General features: G+C 59.2%; 18 protein-coding genes and 2 tRNA genes. 9 read left to right on the forward strand and 11 right to left on the reverse strand.

What is annotated here, in order from left to right; all coding sequences use genetic code 11:
* The first annotated feature begins 69 nt into the window (after positions 1–69).
* Entirely contained in the window at positions 70–1,248 is a 1,179-nt protein-coding gene (locus ACXAGD_RS11260; protein WP_475212570.1) for a BaiN/RdsA family NAD(P)/FAD-dependent oxidoreductase, read from the forward strand.
* Here ACXAGD_RS11260 and ACXAGD_RS11265 read toward each other — a convergent pair.
* The 9 genes from ACXAGD_RS11265 to mraZ all read right to left on the reverse strand — a co-directional run bounded on the left by ACXAGD_RS11265 (position 1,245) and on the right by mraZ (position 10,927).
* Positions 1,245–1,625, reverse strand: a complete 381-nt coding sequence (locus ACXAGD_RS11265; RefSeq protein WP_475210637.1) for a glycine zipper family protein — start codon at positions 1,623–1,625, stop codon at positions 1,245–1,247. The genes ACXAGD_RS11260 and ACXAGD_RS11265 overlap by 4 nt on opposite strands.
* A 99-nt stretch (positions 1,626–1,724) precedes the next feature.
* The gene (gene murD, locus ACXAGD_RS11270) at positions 1,725–3,125 is read right to left on the reverse strand and encodes a UDP-N-acetylmuramoyl-L-alanine--D-glutamate ligase (protein WP_475210639.1); all 1,401 of its coding nucleotides are present in this window, start codon (positions 3,123–3,125) and stop codon (positions 1,725–1,727) included.
* A 150-nt stretch (positions 3,126–3,275) separates the two neighbouring features.
* Positions 3,276–4,358 (reverse strand): phospho-N-acetylmuramoyl-pentapeptide-transferase, encoded by a 1,083-nt coding sequence (gene mraY / locus ACXAGD_RS11275; protein ID WP_475210640.1) that lies wholly within the window; start codon positions 4,356–4,358, stop codon positions 3,276–3,278.
* A gap of 24 nt (positions 4,359–4,382) precedes the next feature.
* Positions 4,383–5,777: a UDP-N-acetylmuramoyl-tripeptide--D-alanyl-D-alanine ligase gene (locus ACXAGD_RS11280; RefSeq protein WP_475210642.1), complete on the reverse strand. Its 1,395-nt coding sequence runs from the start codon at positions 5,775–5,777 to the stop codon at positions 4,383–4,385.
* Entirely contained in the window at positions 5,774–7,255 is a 1,482-nt protein-coding gene (locus tag ACXAGD_RS11285; RefSeq protein ID WP_475210644.1) for a UDP-N-acetylmuramoyl-L-alanyl-D-glutamate--2,6-diaminopimelate ligase, read from the reverse strand. Before ACXAGD_RS11285 ends, ACXAGD_RS11280 begins: the two co-directional genes overlap by 4 nt.
* A 22-nt stretch (positions 7,256–7,277) precedes the next feature.
* Complete coding sequence (locus tag ACXAGD_RS11290) at positions 7,278–9,065, reverse strand: peptidoglycan D,D-transpeptidase FtsI family protein (protein ID WP_475210646.1); 1,788 nt, start codon at positions 9,063–9,065, stop codon at positions 7,278–7,280.
* Positions 9,062–9,430, reverse strand: coding sequence for a cell division protein FtsL (gene ftsL, locus ACXAGD_RS11295; RefSeq protein ID WP_475210648.1), 369 nt, complete (start codon positions 9,428–9,430; stop codon positions 9,062–9,064). The genes ACXAGD_RS11290 and ftsL overlap by 4 nt, the downstream gene beginning before the upstream one ends.
* Complete coding sequence (gene rsmH, locus ACXAGD_RS11300; protein WP_475212572.1) at positions 9,427–10,419, reverse strand: 16S rRNA (cytosine(1402)-N(4))-methyltransferase RsmH; 993 nt, start codon at positions 10,417–10,419, stop codon at positions 9,427–9,429. The genes ftsL and rsmH overlap by 4 nt, the downstream gene beginning before the upstream one ends.
* A 4-nt stretch (positions 10,420–10,423) precedes the next feature.
* A complete protein-coding gene (gene mraZ, locus ACXAGD_RS11305) occupies positions 10,424–10,927 on the reverse strand; it encodes a division/cell wall cluster transcriptional repressor MraZ (protein ID WP_475210650.1) in 504 nt (167 codons plus the stop codon).
* Between the two features lie 912 nt (positions 10,928–11,839).
* Between mraZ and ACXAGD_RS11310 the strand changes: the two genes are divergently transcribed.
* Positions 11,840–12,064, forward strand: a complete 225-nt coding sequence (locus ACXAGD_RS11310; protein WP_475210651.1) for a DUF1127 domain-containing protein — start codon at positions 11,840–11,842, stop codon at positions 12,062–12,064.
* A 411-nt stretch (positions 12,065–12,475) separates the two neighbouring features.
* Here ACXAGD_RS11310 and ACXAGD_RS11315 read toward each other — a convergent pair whose 3' ends face one another.
* Positions 12,476–14,869: an ATP-dependent helicase gene (locus ACXAGD_RS11315; RefSeq protein ID WP_475210652.1), complete on the reverse strand. Its 2,394-nt coding sequence runs from the start codon at positions 14,867–14,869 to the stop codon at positions 12,476–12,478.
* A 180-nt stretch (positions 14,870–15,049) separates the two neighbouring features.
* Here ACXAGD_RS11315 and ACXAGD_RS11320 point away from each other — a divergent pair, with 180 nt between their 5' ends.
* From ACXAGD_RS11320 to ACXAGD_RS11335, 4 genes are all read left to right on the forward strand, one after another.
* Positions 15,050–15,907 carry a GGDEF domain-containing protein gene (locus ACXAGD_RS11320; RefSeq protein ID WP_475210653.1) on the forward strand — a complete coding sequence of 286 codons (858 nt, stop codon included), beginning with the start codon at positions 15,050–15,052 and terminating at the stop codon, positions 15,905–15,907.
* A 39-nt stretch (positions 15,908–15,946) separates the two neighbouring features.
* Positions 15,947–17,104: an alpha-hydroxy acid oxidase gene (locus tag ACXAGD_RS11325; protein ID WP_475210654.1), complete on the forward strand. Its 1,158-nt coding sequence runs from the start codon at positions 15,947–15,949 to the stop codon at positions 17,102–17,104.
* 125 nt (positions 17,105–17,229) lie between these two features.
* The gene (locus ACXAGD_RS11330; RefSeq protein WP_475210657.1) at positions 17,230–20,667 is read left to right on the forward strand and encodes a pyruvate carboxylase; all 3,438 of its coding nucleotides are present in this window, start codon (positions 17,230–17,232) and stop codon (positions 20,665–20,667) included.
* A 68-nt stretch (positions 20,668–20,735) separates the two neighbouring features.
* Positions 20,736–21,125: an MAPEG family protein gene (locus ACXAGD_RS11335; protein ID WP_475210660.1), complete on the forward strand. Its 390-nt coding sequence runs from the start codon at positions 20,736–20,738 to the stop codon at positions 21,123–21,125.
* Positions 21,126–21,140: 15 nt separating this feature from the next.
* Here ACXAGD_RS11335 and ACXAGD_RS11340 read toward each other — a convergent pair whose 3' ends face one another.
* On the reverse strand, positions 21,141–21,293 hold the full coding sequence (locus tag ACXAGD_RS11340) for a hypothetical protein (protein WP_475210661.1): 153 nt from the start codon (positions 21,291–21,293) through the stop codon (positions 21,141–21,143).
* Between the two features lie 148 nt (positions 21,294–21,441).
* Here ACXAGD_RS11340 and ACXAGD_RS11345 point away from each other — a divergent pair.
* The 3 genes from ACXAGD_RS11345 to ACXAGD_RS11355 all read left to right on the forward strand — a co-directional run bounded on the left by ACXAGD_RS11345 (position 21,442) and on the right by ACXAGD_RS11355 (position 22,577).
* A tRNA-Gly gene (locus ACXAGD_RS11345) sits at positions 21,442–21,516 on the forward strand.
* A gap of 34 nt (positions 21,517–21,550) precedes the next feature.
* A tRNA-Gly gene (locus ACXAGD_RS11350) sits at positions 21,551–21,625 on the forward strand.
* An 85-nt stretch (positions 21,626–21,710) separates the two neighbouring features.
* A complete protein-coding gene (locus ACXAGD_RS11355) occupies positions 21,711–22,577 on the forward strand; it encodes a GNAT family N-acetyltransferase (RefSeq protein ID WP_475210663.1) in 867 nt (288 codons plus the stop codon).
* Positions 22,578–22,643: the final 66 nt, after the last annotated feature.

Consider the following 22,643-nt stretch of genomic DNA (forward strand, 5'->3'; position numbering starts at 1 on the left):
ACAATACCTATGCTGCCATTGAGCCGGCTTCCACTTGCCATCCCCCGCATTTCACGCCATGCGCTGCGTATGACCTATGACACGATCATCCTTGGGGCCGGTGCAGCCGGAATGATGTGCGCCGCCCATTGCGGCGGGCGCGTTTTGGTGATTGATCACGCCAAGGCTCCGGGGGAGAAAATCCGCATCTCGGGCGGTGGGCGCTGCAACTTTACCAACATGTATGCCGGGCCGGGCAACTTCCTGTCGCAGAACCCGCATTTCTGCAAATCCGCGTTGGCGCGCTATACGCAATGGGATTTCGTCGATCTGGTCGGACGTCACGGTATCGCGTGGCATGAGAAAACGCTGGGGCAGTTGTTCTGCGACGGATCTTCGAAACAGATCATCCAGATGCTGCTGGATGAGATGGACCGCGCCGGGGCCGACCTTTGGGTGCGGACCGAGGTGAAGGATCTACGAAAGACCGAGGCCGGGTTCGCGCTGAAGGTTGACCGCGAAGGCCAGCGCCTTAGCCTGACCTGCCTCAATCTGGTGCTGGCCACAGGGGGCAAGTCGATCCCCAAGATGGGCGCGACCGGGCTGGCCTATGATATCGCCCGCCAATTCGGGCTGCAGATCACTGAGACGCGCGCGGCGCTGGTGCCGTTTACCTTTTCGGATGGAAAGTTCAAAGACCTCTCGGGGGTCTCTCTGCCCGCGCGCCTGTCAAACAACCGCACCAGCTTTGACGAAGCGCTGCTGTTCACCCATCGCGGCCTCAGCGGGCCATCGGTGCTGCAGCTTTCGTCTTACTGGAATGAAGGTGAGGCGATCCGGATCAACCTGCTCCCTGATCTGCCGCTGTTCCATCTGCTGCGCGGTCAGAGGCAAAGCAGTGGACGCAAAGCCCTGACAACCGAACTGGCCCGCCATCTGCCCGCACGACTGGTGGAGTACCTGAGCCAACACTTTCCCATGTCAGGTAACTTGGCCGACCAATCCGATTCCGCCTTGACCGAGCTGGTGACTAAGCTCTCCAACTGGCAACTAACCCCTTCGGGCACCGAAGGCTATCGCACCGCCGAGGTGACGCTGGGCGGGATCGACACGGACTATCTGTCGTCAAAAACGATGGAGGCCAGGGATGTCCCCGGCCTCTATGCGATTGGTGAAGCGGTAGACGTCACCGGCTGGCTGGGCGGCTACAATTTCCAGTGGGCGTGGTCCTCAGGCCACGCCGCCGGAATTACAATCGCGGGGCGTTAGCCTACGACGTTATAGCCGCGACCGCGCATGCAGTTGCGAACGATGACTTCTTTGTTCTGGTTCTTGTTGATGACGTCCGCTCCGGCGCCAACCAACGCACCAGCAACGGCAGCGCGACCCAGGTTGTCGCTGCTGTCCTGAACAATCCCGGTAACTGCCGCAGCACCCGCAGCGCCAATTGCCGCATTCCCTGCGGTGGATCCATCAACGCTGGCCTGAGATGCGGCTAGCTGCTGACATTGCTGCAGGTCTACGTTGTAGTTCGGACCAATCGGGCCATCTACAATGGGCTGATAATTGGCGCCGGTATTGGTGCAAGCGCCCGCAACCAGAAAAGCAGGCAGGATCAGAGAAAACTTACGAAATTGCATAGTCATGACCTCGTGTTGAATTTGCCCGGAGCCAAACTTAATTGTCATGGCGCGTCAAGCTGATAGCACCGCAGCTTGGCCCAACCGGCGGTCTATTGCAAATGACTAGACCGACAGCCGCTTCAGAACCTGCTCTGCAAAGTCGTCGCCACGTTGTTCAAAGTTGTCGTATTGATCGAAACTGGCCGCCGCCGGGGCCAGCAGCACGGTCTCACCCGGCTGAGCGTCCGCCATGGCTTGCTTGACGGCCTCTTCCATAGTGGTGCAGACCTGCGCTTCGGCTTCTAGCTGCATGGCGAAACCGGCCGCCTCGCGCCCGATCACATAGGCCTTGAGAACCTGACCCGCCGCGCCGTTCAGCGCGGCCAGACCGCCCTCTTTCTCAAGCCCGCCGCAAATCCAACGGATCTTCTTGAACGCCGTCAGGGCCTTCAGCGCGCTGTCCACGTTAGTGGCCTTGGAATCGTTCACAAAGGTCACACCATCAGATTCAGCGATGATCTGGCTACGATGCGGAAGCCCGGGATAACTGTGCAGCGCGTCTTCGATGACACGCGGTGCCAGTCCCAACGCACGGCAGGCGGCATAGGCAGCACAGGCATTCTGATGGTTATGTGCGCCGGGCAAACCCTTGATCTGCCGCAGGTCGATCGACCCGGCCTGCCGGCCCTTACGGTATTCCGACAAGAACCCCTTGCGCGCAAAAACCTGCCAGCCCGGCCCGGTCAGCTTGCGCGCCACCGATACGCGGATCACCCGGTCATCCGCTGGACCTTCGGCCAGTTGTCCCGCCAGAAAAGCGCCTTCGTTTTCGTCAATCCCGATCACCGCTCGATCCGGGCCGCCTTCGGCAAATAGGCGGCGTTTGGCGGCGAAATAGCCACCCATCCCGCCATGGCGGTCCAGATGATCCGGCGACAGGTTGGTGAACACCGCCACATCGGGCGTCAACGACCGAGCCAGTTCGGTCTGATAGCTGCTCAGTTCCAGCACCACGACCGAGCCATCGCCGCCCGGGTCAATATCCAACACGCCTCGCCCTATATTCCCCGCCAATTGCGCCTCGCGCCCGGCTTTCGTCAGGATGTGGTGGATCAATGCAGCAGTGGTCGACTTGCCATTCGAACCCGTGACAGCGATCACACGCGGCGGGGTGTCATAGTTGTTCCACTCTGGCCCCGCAAAAGAACGGAAGAACAGCCCAATGTCGTTGTCCACGGGCACACCCGCTTCCAGCGCGGCAACCACCACAGGGTTCGGTTCGGGATAAAGATGTGGGATACCCGGTGAAACGATCAACGAAGAGATATCGTCAAACGCCCCATGACGGTGCAGATCAAGGCAGATGAACCCTTCGACCTCGGCCTTTTCACGCGCGGCCGGGTTGTCATCCCAGCAGACCGGTTCAGCCTTGCCCGCCCGCAATGCGCGGGCCGTAGCCAGACCCGAGCGACCAAGCCCCAGAACTGCAACCTTTTGCCCTGAAAACCCTTTGACCGGGATCATGCCGCCCACCTTCTTCTGACGTCCAATTGGCCGCAACACTGCACAGAAGAAATCACCGATGGCAAGAGCAGCAAAAGGCTCGCGCGTCAGCGCAAGCCGGGCTCAACAGGTGCCAGGTGAACCGCAGGTCCGCCGAACCTGACGGGAGCGTTACCGGACCTTCAAAGTCGCCAGACCGATCATCGCCAGGATCAGCGAGATGATCCAGAACCGGATCACGATGGTCGGCTCGGCCCAGCCCTTTTTCTCATAATGGTGATGGATCGGCGCCATCAGGAACACCCGGCGCCCGGTGCGTTTGAAGTAAAGCACCTGAATGATCACGCTCAGCGCCTCAACCACGAACAGCCCACCTACAACAGCCAGCACCAGCTCGTGCTTGGTGGCCACCGCAATCGCCCCTAGCGCGCCGCCCAAAGCCAGCGACCCGGTGTCGCCCATGAACACAGCCGCAGGCGGGGCGTTGTACCAAAGGAAACCCAACCCGCCGCCGAACAGCGCCGCCGTAAAGATGAGGATTTCACCGGTACCCGGCACGTAATGCACGTCCAGATACTCGGTAAAGTCGACCCGACCTACAGCATAAGCAATGATCCCAAGTGTCGTCGCCGCAATCATGGCGGGCATGATCGCCAGCCCGTCCAAACCATCTGTCAGGTTAACTGCGTTGGCGGCCCCAACGATCACGACAATCGAGAACGGAATGTAGAAAATTCCCAGATTTACCAGCGTATCCTTGAAGATCGGCACAGCCAGTTGGTTTTGCAACGCTTCCGGGTGATGCAACGTCGCCCAGGCTGAGGCGAGAACCGCAATAATCACACCCAACGCCAGCCGCATCCTTCCGGAAACGCCCTTGGTATTCTGTTTCGACACCTTGGCATAATCGTCCGCGAAGCCAATCGCTGCATAGGCCAACGTCACAAACAGCACCATCCAGACATAGGGGTTATCCCACCGCGCCCAAACCAGCGTCGACGTCACCAGCGCGCCCACGATCAGCAAACCGCCCATAGTCGGCGTTCCAGCCTTGGAAAAATGCCCCTCGGGACCGTCATCCCGGATCGGCTGCCCCTTACCCTGCTTGCGACGCAGCACGTTGATCAGCGGCTTGCCGAAGATGAACCCGAAGATCAGCGCCGTCAGAAAGGCTCCGCCCGCACGGAACGTGATATAGCGGAAGAGGTTAAAGAAGTCCCCTCCATCCGACAGGGCGGTCAACCAATATAGCATTCCAATACCTTTCCTAGGCGGCAATCATGGTTCAAGCGCGCTCCCTTGCCCCATTTTCCGCAAACCGTCAACAATCTGGGCCAGCGCCATGCTGAGAGAGCCCTTGGCCAGCACCGTATCCCCCGCGCGGATCAAATCCGGCAGGCGTTCAGCCATCTCAGCGCTAGTCTCGAACCAGAGCCCGCGTTTTTCTTCGGGCAAAGCCTGATGCAGTGCATTCATCAGCGGGCCGATGCAGTGAACCTGTTCAACGCGCGCCATCGCTGCGATGCCGCCCATTTCGGCATGCATCGCAATTTCCTGATCGCCCAACTCTTTCATATCGCCCAGGAATGCGATCCGACGCGCGCCTTGCGATGCCGCCAGCACATCCAGCGCGGCCTCCATTGAGGTGGGGTTGGCGTTATAACTGTCATCCAGCAGTTCGATCTGACCACCCGTCGCCAAAGGCAGCGTTTCCCGCACGCCCCGTCCTTTGACCGGAGACCACTGGCGCAACCCGGCGATTGCATCATCCAGATCAATGCCCATCTCAACGCAGGCCGCCAGCGCGCCCAGTGCATTCATCGCGAAATGCGTACCAGCGGACTGCACGTCATACGTGATGGCCGTGTCGCCAACGGCAGCCCCCGCATGAACCGTGTCGATGCTTTGCGCCACTTCCGTCAGATTATAGTCCACAGCCTTGCGGCCAAAATCCACGATCCCGGCCCCATATTCCTTTGCGGTCTGGCGCAAGATGTCTGCGTGATCGATATCGGCATTCACGATGGCCGCGCCACCAGCCTCGAGCCCTTCAAAGATTGCGGCCTTTTCATGGGCGATGCCCTCAACCGACTCGAACGCCTCAAGATGCACCGCAGCTACAGTCGTCACCAGGGCCACATGCGGGCGCGTCTGCCGCGCCAGCGGAGCAATCTCGCCCGGGTGGTTCATACCGATCTCAATCACCGCGAACTCGGTATCGCGTGGCATCCGCGCTAGCGTCAGGGGTACACCCCAATGGTTGTTGTAACTGGCCACGCTGGCATGAGTTTTTCCCTGCGTTTCCAGAATGGTGGCCAGCATTTCCTTGGTCGAGGTTTTGCCGACACTGCCCGTCACACCGATAACGCGCGCGTTAGTTCGGGCACGGCCCGCCTGCCCCAACGCCTCAAGCCCGGCCTGCACGTCGTCTACGATCAGCAAAGGCGCGTCTTTAGACACGCCCTCGGGGATATGGGATACCAACGCCGCTCCTGCGCCTTTTTCCAACGCCTGCGCCACGAAATCATGTCCATCCCGCGCGGCCTTGAGCGCCACAAACAAGTCTCCGGGCTGAAGGGTTCTAGTGTCGATCGACACGCCGTTCACCACCCAATCTGTGGTGGCGCGCCCACCGGTGGCCTCGGCGGCCTCAGCCGCAGTCCATAGCGTCATGCCACCCTCCCGTCCAGCGCGGCTACGCTGATGCTGGCCTGTTCTACATCATCGAAGGGCAGAACCTGATCTCCAACGATCTGGCCGGTTTCGTGCCCTTTCCCAGCGATCAACAAGGCGTCGCCGGGCTGCAAGGCATCAATGCCGCGCAAGATAGCCTCGGCCCGGTCACCGACCTCGGTGGCCTCGGGCGCGCCCAGCAAAACAGCCGCGCGGATAGTTGCCGGGTCTTCGCTGCGCGGGTTGTCATCTGTAACGAAAACAACGTCAGCGTTTTCGGCAGCAGCCTGACCCATCAACGGGCGCTTGGTCGCGTCGCGATCCCCACCCGCACCGACAATGGCAACCAGACGCCCCATCACATGCGGGCGCATTGCCTTAAGCGCAGTAGCGACAGCATCCGGCGTATGGGCGTAATCGACAAATACCGCGGCACCGTTTTCGCGAGTGGCTGCCAATTGCATACGCCCTCGCACGGTTGTCAGATGAGGCAGGGTCTCGAAAACGCGTTCAGGGTCTTCCCCGGCGGCAATGACCAAACCACAGGCCAACAGGATGTTCTCGGCCTGAAACCCTCCGATCAAATTCAGCCGGGTTTGAAACACCTTACCCTGCCAAGAAAAACGCAGGTCCTGCCCGGTCGAGTCGAAACGCTGGTTCATCAGGCACAGATCGACGTCGCCCGATCCGACAGTCAAAACCGACTGACCGCGCGCTTCGGCGATTTTGCGGACCTCGGCACCTTTGGGGTCGTCCATGTTGATGACCACGGTTCCGTCCTGCGGTAGAACTCGGTCGAACAGACCCGCTTTAGCGGCGAAATAGGCTTCGAAGGTTTCGTGATAGTCCAGATGATCCTGCGTGAAGTTCGAAAACCCGGCGGCAGCCAAGTGCACACCATCAAGACGGCGCTGTTCCAACCCGTGCGAGGATGCCTCCATCGCGGCATGGGTCACGCCGTTTTCGGCGGCCTCAGCCAGACAACGATGCAAGGTGATCGGCTCGGGCGTGGTATGCGCCAGCGGTGCGGTCCATGCGCCCTCAACACCCGTGGTGCCGAGGTTGACCGCCGCGTGACCAAGCTCCATCCATATTTGGCGCACAAAAGTCGAGACTGAGGTCTTTCCGTTCGTCCCAGTTACCGCCACAATCGTCTGCGGCTGCGCGCCGAACCACAACGCGGCGCATCCGGCCAGTGCCTGACGTGGGTCTTCGACCACGATCAGCGCGGCATTGGATGCCGCCAGTTCTTCGGCCGCGATCTCGGCCCCCTCGGCATCGGTCAGAATCGCCGCAGCGCCCATGCGCAGGGCGAACTGGATGAACTCTCCGCCATGAACGCGGGTACCAGGAAGGGCCGCAAACAAGTAACCGTCTTTGACTTCGCGGCTGTCAACGGCCAGGCCGGTAATCTCTGGGTTAGCGCCGCCCCGCGCGGTCAGGGCCAGTTGGCTGAGTGTTTTCTTCCTTGTGCCCATGACCCACCTTTTGTTGTACAGCCTAATTTGAGGTCAGGGTTATAGCAGCGCGCGCCTCAGGCTCAAGCCGGGGACGCAGGCCCAGCAAAGGCGCAATGCGACCGATCAGCTCCGAAGCTACAGGAACCGCAGTCCACCCCGCCGTGCGGCGCTTTTCGCCATAGGCGACGATGGAGGGTTCATCCAGCGTGACGATCAGCACATATTTAGGATCATAGGCCGGGAAGAACGTCGCAAAGGTCGCGATCACCTTGTCATCATAATAGCCACCGCGTGGTTTGGGCTTGTCCGCTGTACCAGTTTTACCCGCCACGTCATAACCGGCCACATCACCAAAGCTGGCCGTGCCATCCGTCACAACCTTGCGCAACATTTTCTGTGCCTGCTTGGCCGCGTTTTCCGACAACACCCGCGGGCCATACTGGGGGCCGTTCTTACGCAGAATGGTTGGGCTGACATAATGCCCGCCATTGGCAATAGCCGCATAACCCGCGGCCAAATGCATCGGGCTGGTCGACAGCCCGTGGCCGTAAGAAATTGTCACCGTGCTCAACTCACCCCATTTCTTGGGTTTGAGCGGTTCACCGCCTGCGGCTTCGACAATTTCGAACGGAGTAGGATCGAACATGCCCAGCGATTTCAGAAAGTTCTGCTGCCGTTTCGCACCGATCTGCAGAGCCAGCCGCCCGGTACCTCGGTTCGAGCTGTGGACGATCACGTCCGCCACGCTGATCTTGCCGTAGTTCTTGCCGTTAAACTCGCCAATCGGAAACCGTCCGATCCGCATCGGGCCGGAGGTGTCGATGATGGTTTCAGAGTTCACCAACCCCAGTTGAACGGCCTGCGCGGCGGTAAAGATTTTGAATACCGAGCCCAGCTCATACACACCCTGTACATAACGATTGAACAGAGGGCTGTCTGAGGGATCAAAGCCCGAGGTCGGTGGGCGAGGGCGATCGTTGGGGTCAAACGACGGAAGCGACGCGGCCGAGACGACCTCACCCGTATGTGCGTTCATCAGAACCGCCGAGGCGCCCTTGGCATTCATGATCTTCATACCGCCGTAAAGCACTTGCTCGACCGCCGCCTGAACGGTCAGGTCCAGCGACAGTTGCAGCGGTTTGTTGCCGTTGGCCGGGTCACGCAGGTAGTCATCGAACTGCTTTTCAACACCCGCTACACCGATCACCTCGGCGGCGCTGACGCCCTCACGACCAAAGCCGGAGCCACCCAGGATATGCGCGGCCAAACGGCCGTTCGGGTACAGGCGCATCTCACGCGGGCCAAACAGGATGCCCGGATCGCCGATATCATGCACCGCCTGCTTTTGTTCGGGCGAGATACGTTTCTTGATCCACAGGAACTTGCGGTTGCCGGTGAAGTCCTTGACCAGACGTTCTTTTTCCAGATCGGGGAAAATCGCAACCAGTTGATCGGCGGCGGCGACGGGGTCAATCATCAAAGGCGGCTGAGCGTAGACCGAATATGTATCCAAATTGGTCGCCAAAATGCGCCCTTCCCGGTCGACGATATTGGCCCGCTGCATGGCAATTGCAGCGCCGGGGGCACTGGCCAGCGGCTCTTGCGCCTCGGATGTGGCCAACATACCCATACGGAAACCCACCACCGAAAAGGCGCAGAAAAAGAACAGCCCCAACACCAAAAGGCGCCCTTCGGCGCGGGCGCGGGCGCGGTCCTTCATGTCTTCGTGACGCTGGCGGATATTCTCGCGCTCAATCGCCTTGGGGTTCTCGCCCCGGGCGCGGGCGTCGAGGATACGGGCCAGAGGGCGCAGGGGCGTGCGGGTCATGGGATCTGCACCTCGCCCAGTGCCTGAATGTTGGTGATGGCCTGCAGCTCAATCGGGTCAACGATAGGCAGGTCCGGGTCCTCGGCATAGGAAATCTGGTCGGCGCGACCGAATTGTTCGGCCCGCAGCGGCAGCAGACCCAAACGTTCAAAGTTCAGGTCGGCCAGTTCGCGCAGCCGGTCTGGCCGGTTCAGATAGGCCCACTCCGCGTTCAGAACGGCCAACCGCACCTGCGCCATGCCGATCTCGCGTTGCAGCTTCTGTGTTTCCTTCACAACCTGTTGGGTGCGGTAATTCTCTTGGTACGCCCAAAGCGCCAGTCCGAAAACGGACAGAGCGGTCAACACATACAAAACACTCTTCATTTCGCCCTTCCCCCAAGTTGCGGCATTCCAATGGCGCGGGCCTCAATTTCCCCCGCCGGAGCCTCAGTTCGCACCGCTACGCGCAGCTTGGCCGAGCGCGAGCGCGGGTTTTCCTGCAATTCCTGGTCATCCGGTCCCACGGCTTTGCGGGTCTTGAGCGTGAATTGCGGCAGTTCCCGCTCCACCTCGGGCGCATAGCGGTTGGCGCGCCCGGTCTTGCCCGCACGGGACTGAAAAAACCGTTTGACCATGCGGTCTTCGATGGAATGAAAGGTCACGACAGCAAGTTGCCCGCCCGGCTTCAACGCCCGTTCAGCAGCCATCAGGCCTTGAAACAGCTCTTCATATTCCGCATTCACTGCAATCCGCAGTCCCTGAAAGCTGCGAGTCGCAGGGTGCGATTGCCCCGGTTTCGGGCGCGGCAGGCAGGATTCGATGATCTCAACCAGACGCAGGGTCTTGGTGATCGGCTCTTCTGCCCGTGCCTTTACAATAGCTTTAGCGATACGGCGGCTGGCGCGTTCCTCACCGAAGTGGAACAGGATGTCCGCTAATTGCGCCTCGGTCGCCGTATTGACCAGATCGGCGGCGCTCTCGCCCTCCTGGCTCATCCGCATGTCCAGTGGGCCATCTTTCATAAAGGAAAACCCACGCTCGGCCTGATCCAACTGCATCGAAGATACACCCAGGTCCAGCACCACGCCGTCCAGATCCTGCGCGTATTCATCCATGCGCGAGAATACACCCGGCTGCATCACTAGCCGATCGCCATAGTCACTCGCCCAGTCAGCGGCCATTTCAAAGGCCAGCGGGTCGCGATCCACGCCGATGACTCTGTCCGCCCCAGCGTCCAACAAGCCGCGCGTATAGCCGCCCGCCCCAAATGTGCCGTCCAGCCAGACACCAGAGACCGGCGCAACGGCGGCCAGCAACGGGCGCAGCAGAACAGGGATATGAGGTTTCTCGGAAGGGGTCTCAGCGCCGGCCATGCCGTTACGCGTCCCCGACGCCATCAAGGAACTCCAAAGGATCAAAGTCCTCGGGCTGTTCGTCCAGCCACTCTTCGGCTGCGGCCAGTTCTTCGGATTCGTAAGTCTCCGGCTTCCAGATCTGGAACGTATCACCCGCGGCGATGAAGAACGCCTCGCCCTCAAGTCCGATCTTTGTGCGCAATTTGGCCGGCAACACCAGGCGACCAGTCTCATCCACAGTGGTCGGGAAAGACTGACCATGGAACATGCGCTGCAACATCTTCCGCTGCATTGAACCGCGCGGCAGCGCATCAATCTTGTCGTCGACCTCGTCGATCGCCTGCATGGTATAGCATTCAAGGAATTTGCGACGGTGGTCACCGTAGACAATTACCAGTTCAGGCGTGTCACCGGGTTGCCAGTTGGGGTCAGAGGCTTCAAGCACACGGCGAAACGAGGCCGGGATTGACACCCTGCCCTTCGTATCCACCTTGTGGTGGCTTTCACCTCTAAACCTGCGCGCCAAGACGACTGTCCCTTTCGCTTGCGCCCCACCTAAATCTCACGCCCCCCGGATGAAAAACGGCGGGTTGATCTGCTGCCACTGATCAACCCGCCGCATTGACCCGCTTTGCGGGATGTCCAGCTGCGCGCGCCACCTGGGGGGATGTCTGCTCGCCCGCGCGCCGGATCTCTTGATTGATGAAAGCGAGATGCCTGTATGAAACCTGTTTTTATTGTTTCGGGGTCGTTTGGCGCCCCATGTGCCTCGTCCTCATCGGATGTACAAGGGATGACATGGGAATTCATGGAAATCAACAGGAAATTTTTCCACTTCACCCAAAAAATCCGAATATAAACAAGCTATCAACAAAAGAAAACCACTCCCTAGGCACCACAAATTCTGCTTTGCCAAAAACTCACCACTATATATAGCATACTATTGCGATGCCCACGCCGTCCCATGTATTCCCAATTTTTTTGTATCTGAGGGAGATTCTAGCGCTTCTCCACCGATCCGCGTCGAAAACCACCTTCGAATCACCTGGATTGGCCCACCGATAAACCGCCTCTCCGCGCCAGGAGAACCATAACCCATGAATTCCCATGGATTTGGCGGCACCGGCACTAAGGCCCGTCGACGATCAGCGACCGTCGATTTCAAATTGCACAATTTTCAAGAGAATGCGCACAAAGAAGAAGCGGCCCCACACCTCATGTGACGCGCGGCTAAGCACCGAAACTGCAAACACAATAGTAAAATCCTTGTTTTAAAGGCCTTTAGGCCGCCCGATCCCCAATGCATTGATATCTATGCATTTGCTGCATAGCGGCATTGACGACGCGAGCTATTGTGCAATTGCAGCATTTACCTATTTTAATCCTCAAGCAAACGCTGGGCACTACTGGCAAAAACAATAACGATCAGGTTACTTACATGGCTGTAGCAACACAACAAAATGCGCTTAAAAGCGCACCTGCGACTGGCCTTACCTCAATGATTGAGGCCGTACGGACCCGTTTCGTTCGCCACCGTGTCTACCGTCAGACAGTTAACGAATTGTCCAGCCTGACAAATCGCGAACTGGCCGATCTGGGCCTACACCGCTCGATGATCCGGCGTCTGGCGATGCAAGCGGCCGAAGAATACGTCGCGCATTAAGCGCGCAACGACATAACCGAGATCAGGTCCTTCCTCCTCCCTTTAGGACCTGTAAATCAGCGGCGACATCTCTCCTCCTCCCTGATGTCGCCGCACCTTATACCGGCCCTGAACGCCGGAACCTGACACACCGGGAACTCCTCCTCCCTTTCTCGGTGTTGAAAGCGCGCGGCGACGTCTCTCCTCCTCCCTGACGTCGCCGCGTCTTCCTCATACCGGGATCATACCCGGGTTCGGATACATCAGGGCTCTCCTCCTCCCTGCTCTGATGTTGAAAAGAACGGCGGTTCCCTCTCCTCCTCCCTGGGAACCGCCGTTTTTAATTTCTCAGACATCGAAAAAGGCGCCGCAGTGTGAACCGGGCGCCTATTAGAAGAATAAAGCATGTGCCGTCAGGCTTATTCCATTTAGTTAAAACGGCACGTCGTCCTTGGCCGACAAAAACCGCGAGACCACCTTTTTCGTGCCAGCCTTGTCGAAATCGACCTCGACCTTGTCGCCCTCGATGCCGATCACCGCGCCGTAACCGAATTTTTGATGAAATACGCGCTCACCTAACGTGAAACTGGCCAGTGCTGTGGCATCGATCACCGTATTGCGGCTTTCGCGCGGTTGCGACGTGCCGTACTGCCCCTGCCGCGCCTGCAACCGTTTCCATCCGGGTGAGTTATAGACGTTCGCCTCCGCCGCGCGGGTTTCAATGCCCGCCGCAGGTTGCCCGCCGCCATAGAGCCCCGGTGGCGTCAGTACCTCCACATGATCCTCGGGCAATTCGTCGATGAACCGCGACGGCATCGCGTTCTGCCACTGCCCGAACACCCGCCGGTTGGCGGCAAACGAAATCGTACAGACTTCTTCAGCGCGAGTGATGCCGACATAAGCCAACCGCCGCTCTTCCTCGAGGCCTTTGAGCCCCGACTCGTCCATTGATCTTTGCGAGGGGAACAGACCGTCCTCCCAGCCGGGCAGGAAAACAGCGGGAAACTCCAGCCCCTTGGCCGCGTGCAGGGTCATGATCGAGACTTTGGCCCCATCGCCGTCCTGCTCATTGTCCATGACCAGGCTGACATGCTCCAAAAACCCTTGCAGGTTTTCAAAGTTATCCAGTTGGTTGACCAGTTCCTTAAGGTTCTCCAACCGCCCCGGCGCCTCGGGCGTCTTTTCGTTCTGCCAGTGGGCGGTATAGCCGGATTCATCCAGAATGATCTGCGCCAACTCGATATGCGAAACTTCGGGCTCTCCGAACCGCATCGGCGCGCCATCATCGATCACCGAGTCATCCTCGACCTCAATACGAGGTCCGCGCGTCATCGCGTTCCACCGGGCCAGCCCATCGATCAACTCGCGCAGGGCCTTGCCGCCTTTACCCTTGATCAGCCCGCTATCAACTGCGATCCGCGCGCCATCGATCAGCGACACGCCATTCTCTCGCGCGGTCATCTGAATCGTCTGCTGCGCCTTGTCGCCCAAACCGCGTTTCGGCGTGTTTACGATCCGCTCAAACGCCAGATCGTCGCCGGGACTGACCACCAGCCGGAAATAGGCCATGGCATCGCGGATTTCCATCCGCTCATAGAACCGAGGGCCGCCGATCACCTTGTAAGGCAGACCAATGGTCAGAAACCGATCCTCGAACGCGCGCATCTGATGCGAGGCGCGGACCAGAATCGCGATCTCGTCCAAACCAATCGGCCGCACACCGCGCGTGCCGCCCTGCATCGCGTCGATTTCCTCACCGATCCAGCGGGCCTCTTCCTCGCCATCCCAATGGCCTATCAGACGGACCTTTTCGCCCTCTTCCGCGTCAGTCCACAGTTCTTTACCCAGACGGTTTTCATTACCACGGATCACATTCGACGCGGCAGCCAGAATATGCGGGGTCGAGCGGTAGTTCTGCTCCAACCGCACCACATAGGCGCCGGGAAAGTCCTTTTCGAACCGCAGGATGTTGCCCACTTCGGCCCCGCGCCAGCCGTAGATCGATTGGTCGTCATCGCCCACGCAGCAGATGTTCTTATGCGCCCCGGCCAGCAATCGCAGCCAGAGGTACTGGGCCACGTTGGTGTCCTGATACTCGTCCACCAGAATATAGCGGAACCAGCGCTGATATTGCTCCAACACGTCCTGATGGGTCTGGAAAATCGTGACCATGTGCAGCAGCAGGTCACCGAAATCCACCGCGTTCAGTTCGCGCAGACGGGTTTGGTACTGGGCATAAAGCTCAATACCCTTGTTGTTGTAGGCCCCGGCATCCGCCGCAGGCACTTTGTCGGGCGTCAGCGCGCGGTTCTTCCAATCATCGATAATCCCGGACAACATCCGCGCGGGCCAGCGTTTGTCGTCGATATTGGCGGCCTGGATCAACTGCTTGAGCAGGCGTAACTGATCGTCCGTATCCAGAATGGTGAAGTTCGATTTCAGATCGACCAGTTCCGCGTGGCGGCGCAGCAGCTTGACACAGATCGAATGGAACGTTCCCAGCCAAGGCATCCCCTCAGCCGGTTGCCCAAGCAGACGACCCACACGCTGTTTCATCTCGCGCGCGGCCTTGTTGGTAAATGTTACTGACAGAATCTCATTCGGGCGCGCGCGCCCGGTGCTGAGCAGATGCGCGATGCGAGCGGTTAGAGCTTTGGTCTTGCCCGTCCCCGCCCCGGCCAGCATCAGAACCGGACCGTCCAACCGTTCCACCGCCTCGCGTTGCGCCGGGTTCAGTTCGTCCAAATAGGGCGTGGGCCGCGCGGCCATGGCTCGTGCGGACAGCGATGCGCCCTCAAAGGCGTCCATTTCGTCGTAACTGCTCATTTTCCCAAACTACGCGGGATGCGCGCCGAGGGAAAGGGTTTGTTCACCCCTTGTTCGCACAGTTTTTTCAGCATGTTTACCGCCAATTCTAACCATAATGCATCGCCGGGCCGCGCCCGCGTTAACCCACTGTCAAAGCTTGCATTCGATGCTGAGGCTAAAGTCGTGGGAGCGCGGATCATGAAAAAACTTGGCGGAGCGGGCATGATGTCCCGCCTGAAACTTGCCGGCATCGTTCTGACCGTGGGAGCCCTCACTGCCCTGTCAGGCTGGGGCGTCTATACGATTCCCGCCCCGGTGGTTGACCGGATACTCGAATCCGACTTGCGCCACGCCGCGACACAGATGAACCGGAAGGTGGTCTCGCATCTTGAGGACGTTGACGCCACCTTTCGGACCGGCACGCTGGACACCCACGATGAAGAGTTTCTGGAACTGCTGCCCGCGACCTCGGATATCTACCGATTCAAACTGTTTAAAGATGCGGGGCCTGTAATCTGGTCAACCCGCGCCACGAACGTGGGTTCAGTCAACACCGACACCTATTTCAGCAACGTGCTGGGCCTGGGCAACATCGTTCACAAACATGAAGATAATCCCCTGACCGAGGTCGACGACTTCGACCGCAACCTGCTGGGGGTCAGCGGACCGAAGACCCGCCACGTGGCCGAAATCTACACTCCAGATATCCGCGAAGGGCGTTTCGTCGGCGCGATCGAGTTTTATTCGGACAACACGCCGGACGACGCCATGACGAGGGCCGAGCAGTTGCGGCAAACGGTCGAAGCTGTCTCGGTCCGGTATGGAGAGAAATCCCTGCCGCGCACTACGATCTCTGTTGGCGTTGCCCACTATCCGTCACATGGCACCATGCCACAGGACCTGATGCGCGCGGCGGATGACGCACTGTACATGGTCAAAGACAAGGGCCGGAATCAGGTGCAGGTGGCCACAGGCGCAGCCTCGGTCACGTTGACGGTGACAGATACCAGGCACGAACGGCCGCCCAAACCCACGCCACCGGCCTCAGCCGCCTGAAAACCTTGCAGAATCGCCCGGCAGGTTGGATCAATTCATATGGACCTGCACAGCTCATTCCCCGGCATGGCCGACCTGAAACGCCGCGCAAAGCGCAGGATTCCGTTCTTTGTCTGGGAATATCTGGCAAGCGGCACAGGCATCGAGACCACTCTACAACGCAACCGGGCCGCGCTGGATCAGGTGCAATTTCTGCCTTCGATCTTGCACGGCCCCATCGAATGCGACACTGGCACGCGCTTTCTGGGACAGGACTTTCCCCTCCCGTTTGGCATCGCCCCAATCGGGATGTCCGGTCTGGTGTGGCCGGACGCGGAAAGATTACTGGCGCGCGCGGCCGCCGAGGCGGGCCTGCCCTACACCCTGTCTACGGTTGCCAGCCAAAGCCCCGAGGATCTGGCCCCTCATTTGGGACAGAACGCCTGGTTTCAGCTGTACCCGCCGAAGGATCCGGGTATTCGTACCGATATGCTGAATCGCGCCAGATCGGCGGGGTTCTCAACCCTTGTGCTGACTGTTGACGTCCCGGTCGCATCGCGCCGTGAACGGCAAACGCGGTCGGGTTTGACCAACCCGCCCAGATTGACCCCACGCCTGCTGGCCCAGATCGCGCAACGCCCGGCCTGGGCTTTGGGTATGGCGCAAAACGGGATGCCCCGGATGCGTACATTGGATAAGTATATAGACGGGGACAGTGCCCTGCCGCCGACCGCCCATGTTGGCTATTTACTGCGTACCTCACCCGACATGGACTATGTCAAATGGTTGCGGGACGCTTGGGACGGGCCGTTCATCATAAAGGGCGTGATGCGCCCCGAAGATGCCGATCGGCTGCAACAGGCGGGAATTGATGCCATTTGGGTCTCGAATCACGGCGGACGGCAGTTTGATGGGGCACCTGCAAGTATCAATATGCTACCATTGATCCGCGAGGCGACAGACCTGCCCTTAATCTTCGACAGTGGCATCGAAGGCGGCCTCGACGTTCTGCGCGCTCTGGCATTAGGCGCGGATTTTGTCATGCTCGGGCGCGGTTTCCTCTATGGTCTCAGTGCCTTGGGGGCTCAAGGCCCTGCGCATGTCATTGATATCCTGCGTCAGGACATGACCGCCAATATGGGTCAAATGGGCCTTTCAAACCTGCAAGAAGTTTCCTCGGCAATCGTAAACATTGATGCTGCAATGCAGCGTGTGTAAGACAATCACGTCAAAAAGGCGGCGTTTGCGAGCGATAACATGCCGGTTCTACCCAGAAGGACTGATATACGAGCGCGTATTGTCCGCCTATGAACACGGCCAAACCATAAAGACCGGGACCGAATATGACCGACTTCAAAAAGATCCTGATCGCCAATCGCGGCGAGATTGCCATTCGCGTGATGCGCGCAGCGAACGAGATGGGCAAACGCACCGTCGCAGTCTTCGCCGAAGAAGATAAGCTGGGCTTGCATCGTTTCAAAGCGGACGAAGCGTACCGCATCGGCGAAGGCATGGGACCGGTTGCTGCTTATCTGAGCATCGACGAGATCATCCGCGTAGCCAAGGAATGCGGCGCCGACGCGATCCACCCCGGTTATGGTCTGCTGTCCGAGAACCCGGATTTCGTCGATGCTTGTGTACAGAATGGCATTACCTTCATCGGCCCCAAGGCCGAAACTATGCGTGCCCTGGGTGACAAGGCCAGCGCGCGACGCGTTGCTATTGCCGCTGATGTGCCGGTCATTCCGGCGACCGAAGTTCTGGGCGACGACATGGACGCGATCCGGGCCGAGGCCAAAGAAATCGGCTATCCGCTGATGCTGAAAGCCAGCTGGGGCGGCGGCGGGCGCGGTATGCGCCCGATCCATTCCGAGAACGAGTTGGAAGAAAAGGTTCTGGAAGGCCGCCGCGAGGCCGAGGCCGCATTCGGCAACGGCGAGGGTTATCTGGAAAAGATGATCATCCGGGCGCGCCATGTCGAGGTTCAGATCCTGGGCGACAAGCACGGCGAGATCTATCACCTCTATGAGCGCGACTGCTCGGTCCAGCGCCGGAACCAGAAGGTCGTCGAGCGTGCCCCTGCCCCGTATCTGAGCGAGGAACAGCGCGCCGAGATTTGTGAGCTGGGCCGCAAAATCTGTGCCCATGTGAACTATGAATGCGCAGGTACTGTCGAGTTCCTGATGGATATGGAAACCGGCAAGTTCTACTTCATCGAAGTGAACCCGCGCGTGCAGGTCGAGCACACCGTCACCGAAGAGGTCACCGGCATCGACATCGTTCAGGCTCAGATCCTGATCGCCGAGGGCAAGACCCTGGCCGAGGCCACCGGCGCTGCCAGCCAGGCCGATGTGCACCTGAACGGCCACGCGCTGCAAACCCGGATCACCACTGAGGATCCGCAGAACAACTTCATCCCCGACTATGGCCGCATAACCGCGTATCGGTCAGCCACTGGTATGGGCATCCGTCTGGATGGCGGCACCGCTTATGCCGGCGGGGTGATCACGCGGTATTATGACTCGTTGCTGACCAAGGTCACCGCCAAGGCGCCGACGCCCGAGGCTGCGATTGCCCGCATGGACCGTGCCCTGCGCGAATTCCGTATTCGCGGTGTCAGCACCAATATCGACTTTGTCATCAACCTGCTGAAGCACCCGACCTTCCTGTCGAATGAATACACTACCAAATTCATCGACACGACGCCGGACCTGTTTGCCTTCAAGCGGCGTCGTGACCGCGGAACCAAGGTTCTGACCTATATCGCGGATATCTCTGTGAACGGTCACCCTGAAACCAAGGACCGCCCAGAACCGCGCGCCGACCTGAAAGAAGCCAAGCCCCCTGCGTTGAAGGGCGAGCCCAAAATGGGCACCCGCAACCTGCTGGAGCAGAAAGGTCCGCAGGCTGTCGCGGATTGGATGAAGGCCCAGCGCCAGCTGCTGATCACCGACACCACCATGCGTGATGGCCACCAGTCGCTTTTGGCAACGCGGATGCGCTCGATCGACATGATCAAGGTAGCCCCAACTTACGCTTCGAACTTGCCGCAGCTGTTCTCGGTTGAATGCTGGGGCGGCGCGACTTTCGACGTCGCATACCGCTTCCTGCAGGAATGCCCGTGGCAACGTTTGCGTGACTTGCGCGAAGCGATGCCGAACCTGATGACCCAGATGCTGCTGCGTGGTGCAAACGGTGTGGGTTACACCAACTACCCCGACAACGTGGTGCAGGAGTTTGTTCGACAGGCTTCCAAAGGCATCGACGTGTTCCGTGTCTTCGACTCGCTGAACTGGGTCGAGAACATGCGCGTGGCCATGGACGCGGTAATCGAGAACGGCAAAATCTGTGAAGGCACCGTTTGTTATACCGGTGACATTCTGGACCCGGATCGCTCGAAATATGACCTGAAGTATTACGTCGGCATGGCCAAAGAGCTGCGCGATGCAGGCGCCCATGTTCTGGGTCTTAAGGACATGGCGGGTCTGCTGAAACCGGCCTCGGCCAAGATCTTGATCCGCGCTCTGAAAGAAGAGGTCGGCTTGCCGATCCACTTCCACACCCACGACACCGCAGGCATCGCCAGCGCCACCATTCTGGCCGCGTCCGAGGCGGGCGTGGACGCGGTGGATTGCGCGATGGACAGCTTCTCGGGCAACACATCGCAGGCCACTCTGGGCACCGTGGTTGAAGCCCTTCGCCATACCGAGCGTGACACGGGTCTGGACATCAAGGCGATCCGCGAGATCAGTGACTACTTCGAAGCGGTTCGCGGCCAGTACGCGGCCTTCGAATCCAGCCTGCAGGCCCCGGCGTCCGAAGTCTATCTGCACGAGATGCCCGGCGGTCAGTTCACCAACCTCAAGGCGCAGGCGCGCTCCTTGGGTCTGGAGGAACGTTGGCATGAGGTTGCTCAGATGTATGCCGACGTGAACCAGATGTTCGGTGACATCGTGAAGGTGACACCGTCGTCCAAGGTGGTCGGTGACATGGCGTTGATGATGGTCAGCCAGGGCCTGACCCGTGACGACGTGGAAAGCCCCTCGACCGATGTGGCCTTCCCCGACTCGGTGGTCGATATGATGCGCGGCAATTTGGGTCAGCCTCCGGGCGGGTTCCCGGACACGATCATCAAGAAAGTGTTGAAGGACGAGGCGCCGAACACCGAACGCCCCGGCAAGGATGTTCCTGCAGTCGACCTGGAAGCCACTCGCGCCGAGCTGTCCAAGCAATTGGAAGGCAAAGAAGTCGATGACGAGGATCTGAACGGCTACCTTATGTATCCGAAGGTGTTCCTGGACTACATGGGCCGTCATCGCACCTATGGTCCGGTTCGTACTCTTCCCACGCGCACCTTCTTCTACGGCATGGAACCAGGCGAAGAAATCGCCGCCGAGATCGACCCGGGCAAGACGTTGGAAATCCGTTGTCAGGCCATCGGTGAGACGGATGAGAACGGCGAGGTCAAAGTGTTCTTTGAACTCAACGGTCAACCCCGCGTGATCCGGGTACCGAACCGCTTGGTGACGTCGTCCACGCAAGCCCGCCCCAAGGCCGAGGCAGGCAACCCCAACCACGTCGGCGCACCCATGCCCGGCGTTGTGGCCACAGTCGCCGTCGCGGCGGGCCAAGAGGTCAAAGAGGGCGATCTGCTGCTGACCATCGAAGCAATGAAGATGGAAACCGGCATCCACGCGGAACGCGACGCCACGGTCAAAGCTGTTCACATTCAACCTGGTGGACAGATTGACGCAAAGGACCTGCTGGTCGAACTGGAATAACCGGTTTAGCTTTCTGGGCTAACAGGGCCGCTCGGGTGACCGGGCGGCCTTTTTTCTTAGGAGGATAAATGCCCATGCTGTCCATCACACCTGTCTATGCCGCCCTGTTGGCAATCCTGTTTGTCGCGCTCAGCGTCCGGGTCATCAGCCAGCGGCGCAGCGACAAGATTTCCTACGGCGACGGCGGTAACACGACGATGCTCAAGGTGATGCGGACGCATTCCAACTTTGTCGAATACACCCCTTTTGCCGTGCTGTTGATCACGATGGTCGAATTGCAGGGGGCAAGTGGGCTGTTGCTGAACCTTCTGGGCCTGACATTGTTGGGCGGGCGGTTGTTGCACGCCTATGGATTCGGGCGCAGTCCGCAGATCGTCATTCTGCGCCAGATCGGGATGCTGATGACATTCGCCGCGATTCTGGTAGCAGCCATCGCGAATATCGTTCTGGCGCTGTGATCTGATCGGCGGGGCTTACCCCGCCAACACCCGCGTTTCGACCTGCGGCGCGTCTCTGAGGACGGGATCAACCTCACCCAACCTGTCTTCATCCGGTGCACAAAGCAATGATGTCAGCACGATTAGTGCCGCCAACAGGGCCATCTTCATATCTGCAATCCGTGTCATTTCCTCTCTTCGATCCCTCTTGTTTTTTAATGCTCTTAGTCTTGAACGGGGGACGCGCAGGATTCCGTCGAAAGATTTTTCCATCTTTTTGTGTTTTTCCGCTTGCAGCCTCGCGTGGGAATTTATACATCCCTCCTCACTCAACGGCGCGGGCGTAGCTCAGGGGTAGAGCATAACCTTGCCAAGGTTAGGGTCGGGCGTTCGAATCGCCTCGCCCGCTCCATTGAGAGGTCTTTGGACCAACATATGTATCTGATGCGGGCGTAGCTCAGGGGTAGAGCATAACCTTGCCAAGGTTAGGGTCGGGCGTTCGAATCGCCTCGCCCGCTCCAGATACAAAGCTCCCTCAACACTCTGGTTCTTTGGCAGGCATTGCGCCATTCTGGCCGTGATTTCAATCATGCACGGAATTGGCCCATGTCGGACTATGTCATTCGCCCCCTTACCTCTGACGAAGTAGAGCACGCCGTGGATTGGGCGGGCCGCGAGGGGTGGAATCCGGGCGTGCATGATGCCGCGTGTTTTCGCCCAACAGACCCCGACGGATTTCTGGGCGGGTTTCTAGACGGCGAGATGATCGCCTCCGTCTCGGCGGTGAACTACGACGACGCGTTCTCGTTCCTTGGCTTCTACATCGTGAAGCCCGAGTTTCGGCACCACGGTCACGGTCTTGAAATCTCTCACCACGCGCTGGCCCATTGCACTGGCCGCAACATGGGGCTGGATGGTGTGGTCGAGCAGCAGGACAATTACCGCAAGTCCGGCTTCACCTTTGCCTACAACAACTATCGCTTTGCGGGCACGAAAACCCGAATGCTGGCGAAGCTGGATACTGAACCCAGCGATCGCATCACCGATGTGACCCGCGCGTCAGACGAGCTGAAAGCCTATGATCGCCACCTGTTTCCCGCGCCGCGCGACTTGTTTCTGGAAAGCTGGCTCAGCGCCTACAGCCATGTCTCAAAGCTCTATACCGAAAACGGCAGGATCAGAGGATACGCCACGCTGCGCCCCTGCCTGACCGGATATAAAGTTGGCCCCTTGTTCGCGGATAACTCCGACATCGCACAGGCCCTGCTGGCGTCGCTTTTGACCGCGATCCCCGATGACCACAACGAACATGAGATTTTCGTGGACATGCCCCAGCCCAACGCCGCAGCCTTTGCGCTGGCCGATGCGCTTGGGCTGGACAAGGTGTTTGAAACGGCGCGGATGTATTCCGATCACGAACCCGATATCGACCTGAACCGAATTTTTGGCGTCACGACGTTTGAACTTGGGTAGAATATCGATTTCAAGCTCAGGATACGCATACAACCCATTTCAAAGTTCAGGGCGTTTTTCGAATGA

Source organism: Ruegeria sp. ABF4_144 (genome assembly GCF_056160045.1).

Excerpts from the sequence above, each read along its gene's own strand:
- mraY (WP_475210640.1), bottom strand. The coding sequence starts at position 4,358 with ATGCTATATTGGTTGACCGCCCTGTCGGATGGAGGGGACTTCTTTAAC.
- ACXAGD_RS11355 (WP_475210663.1), top strand. The coding sequence starts at position 21,711 with ATGTCGGACTATGTCATTCGCCCCCTTACCTCTGACGAAGTAGAGCAC.
- ACXAGD_RS11340 (WP_475210661.1), bottom strand. The coding sequence starts at position 21,293 with ATGACACGGATTGCAGATATGAAGATGGCCCTGTTGGCGGCACTAATC.
- ACXAGD_RS11325 (WP_475210654.1), top strand. The coding sequence starts at position 15,947 with ATGGACCTGCACAGCTCATTCCCCGGCATGGCCGACCTGAAACGCCGC.
- rsmH (WP_475212572.1), bottom strand. The coding sequence starts at position 10,419 with ATGGCCGGCGCTGAGACCCCTTCCGAGAAACCTCATATCCCTGTTCTG.
- ACXAGD_RS11335 (WP_475210660.1), top strand. The coding sequence starts at position 20,736 with ATGCCCATGCTGTCCATCACACCTGTCTATGCCGCCCTGTTGGCAATC.
- murD (WP_475210639.1), bottom strand. The coding sequence starts at position 3,125 with ATGATCCCGGTCAAAGGGTTTTCAGGGCAAAAGGTTGCAGTTCTGGGG.
- ACXAGD_RS11310 (WP_475210651.1), top strand. The coding sequence starts at position 11,840 with ATGGCTGTAGCAACACAACAAAATGCGCTTAAAAGCGCACCTGCGACT.
- ftsL (WP_475210648.1), bottom strand. The coding sequence starts at position 9,430 with ATGAAGAGTGTTTTGTATGTGTTGACCGCTCTGTCCGTTTTCGGACTG.
- ACXAGD_RS11315 (WP_475210652.1), bottom strand. The coding sequence starts at position 14,869 with ATGAGCAGTTACGACGAAATGGACGCCTTTGAGGGCGCATCGCTGTCC.
- ACXAGD_RS11290 (WP_475210646.1), bottom strand. The coding sequence starts at position 9,065 with ATGACCCGCACGCCCCTGCGCCCTCTGGCCCGTATCCTCGACGCCCGC.
- ACXAGD_RS11280 (WP_475210642.1), bottom strand. The coding sequence starts at position 5,777 with ATGACGCTATGGACTGCGGCTGAGGCCGCCGAGGCCACCGGTGGGCGC.
- ACXAGD_RS11260 (WP_475212570.1), top strand. The coding sequence starts at position 70 with ATGACCTATGACACGATCATCCTTGGGGCCGGTGCAGCCGGAATGATG.
- ACXAGD_RS11285 (WP_475210644.1), bottom strand. The coding sequence starts at position 7,255 with ATGGGCACAAGGAAGAAAACACTCAGCCAACTGGCCCTGACCGCGCGG.
- ACXAGD_RS11320 (WP_475210653.1), top strand. The coding sequence starts at position 15,050 with ATGAAAAAACTTGGCGGAGCGGGCATGATGTCCCGCCTGAAACTTGCC.
- ACXAGD_RS11330 (WP_475210657.1), top strand. The coding sequence starts at position 17,230 with ATGACCGACTTCAAAAAGATCCTGATCGCCAATCGCGGCGAGATTGCC.
- ACXAGD_RS11265 (WP_475210637.1), bottom strand. The coding sequence starts at position 1,625 with ATGACTATGCAATTTCGTAAGTTTTCTCTGATCCTGCCTGCTTTTCTG.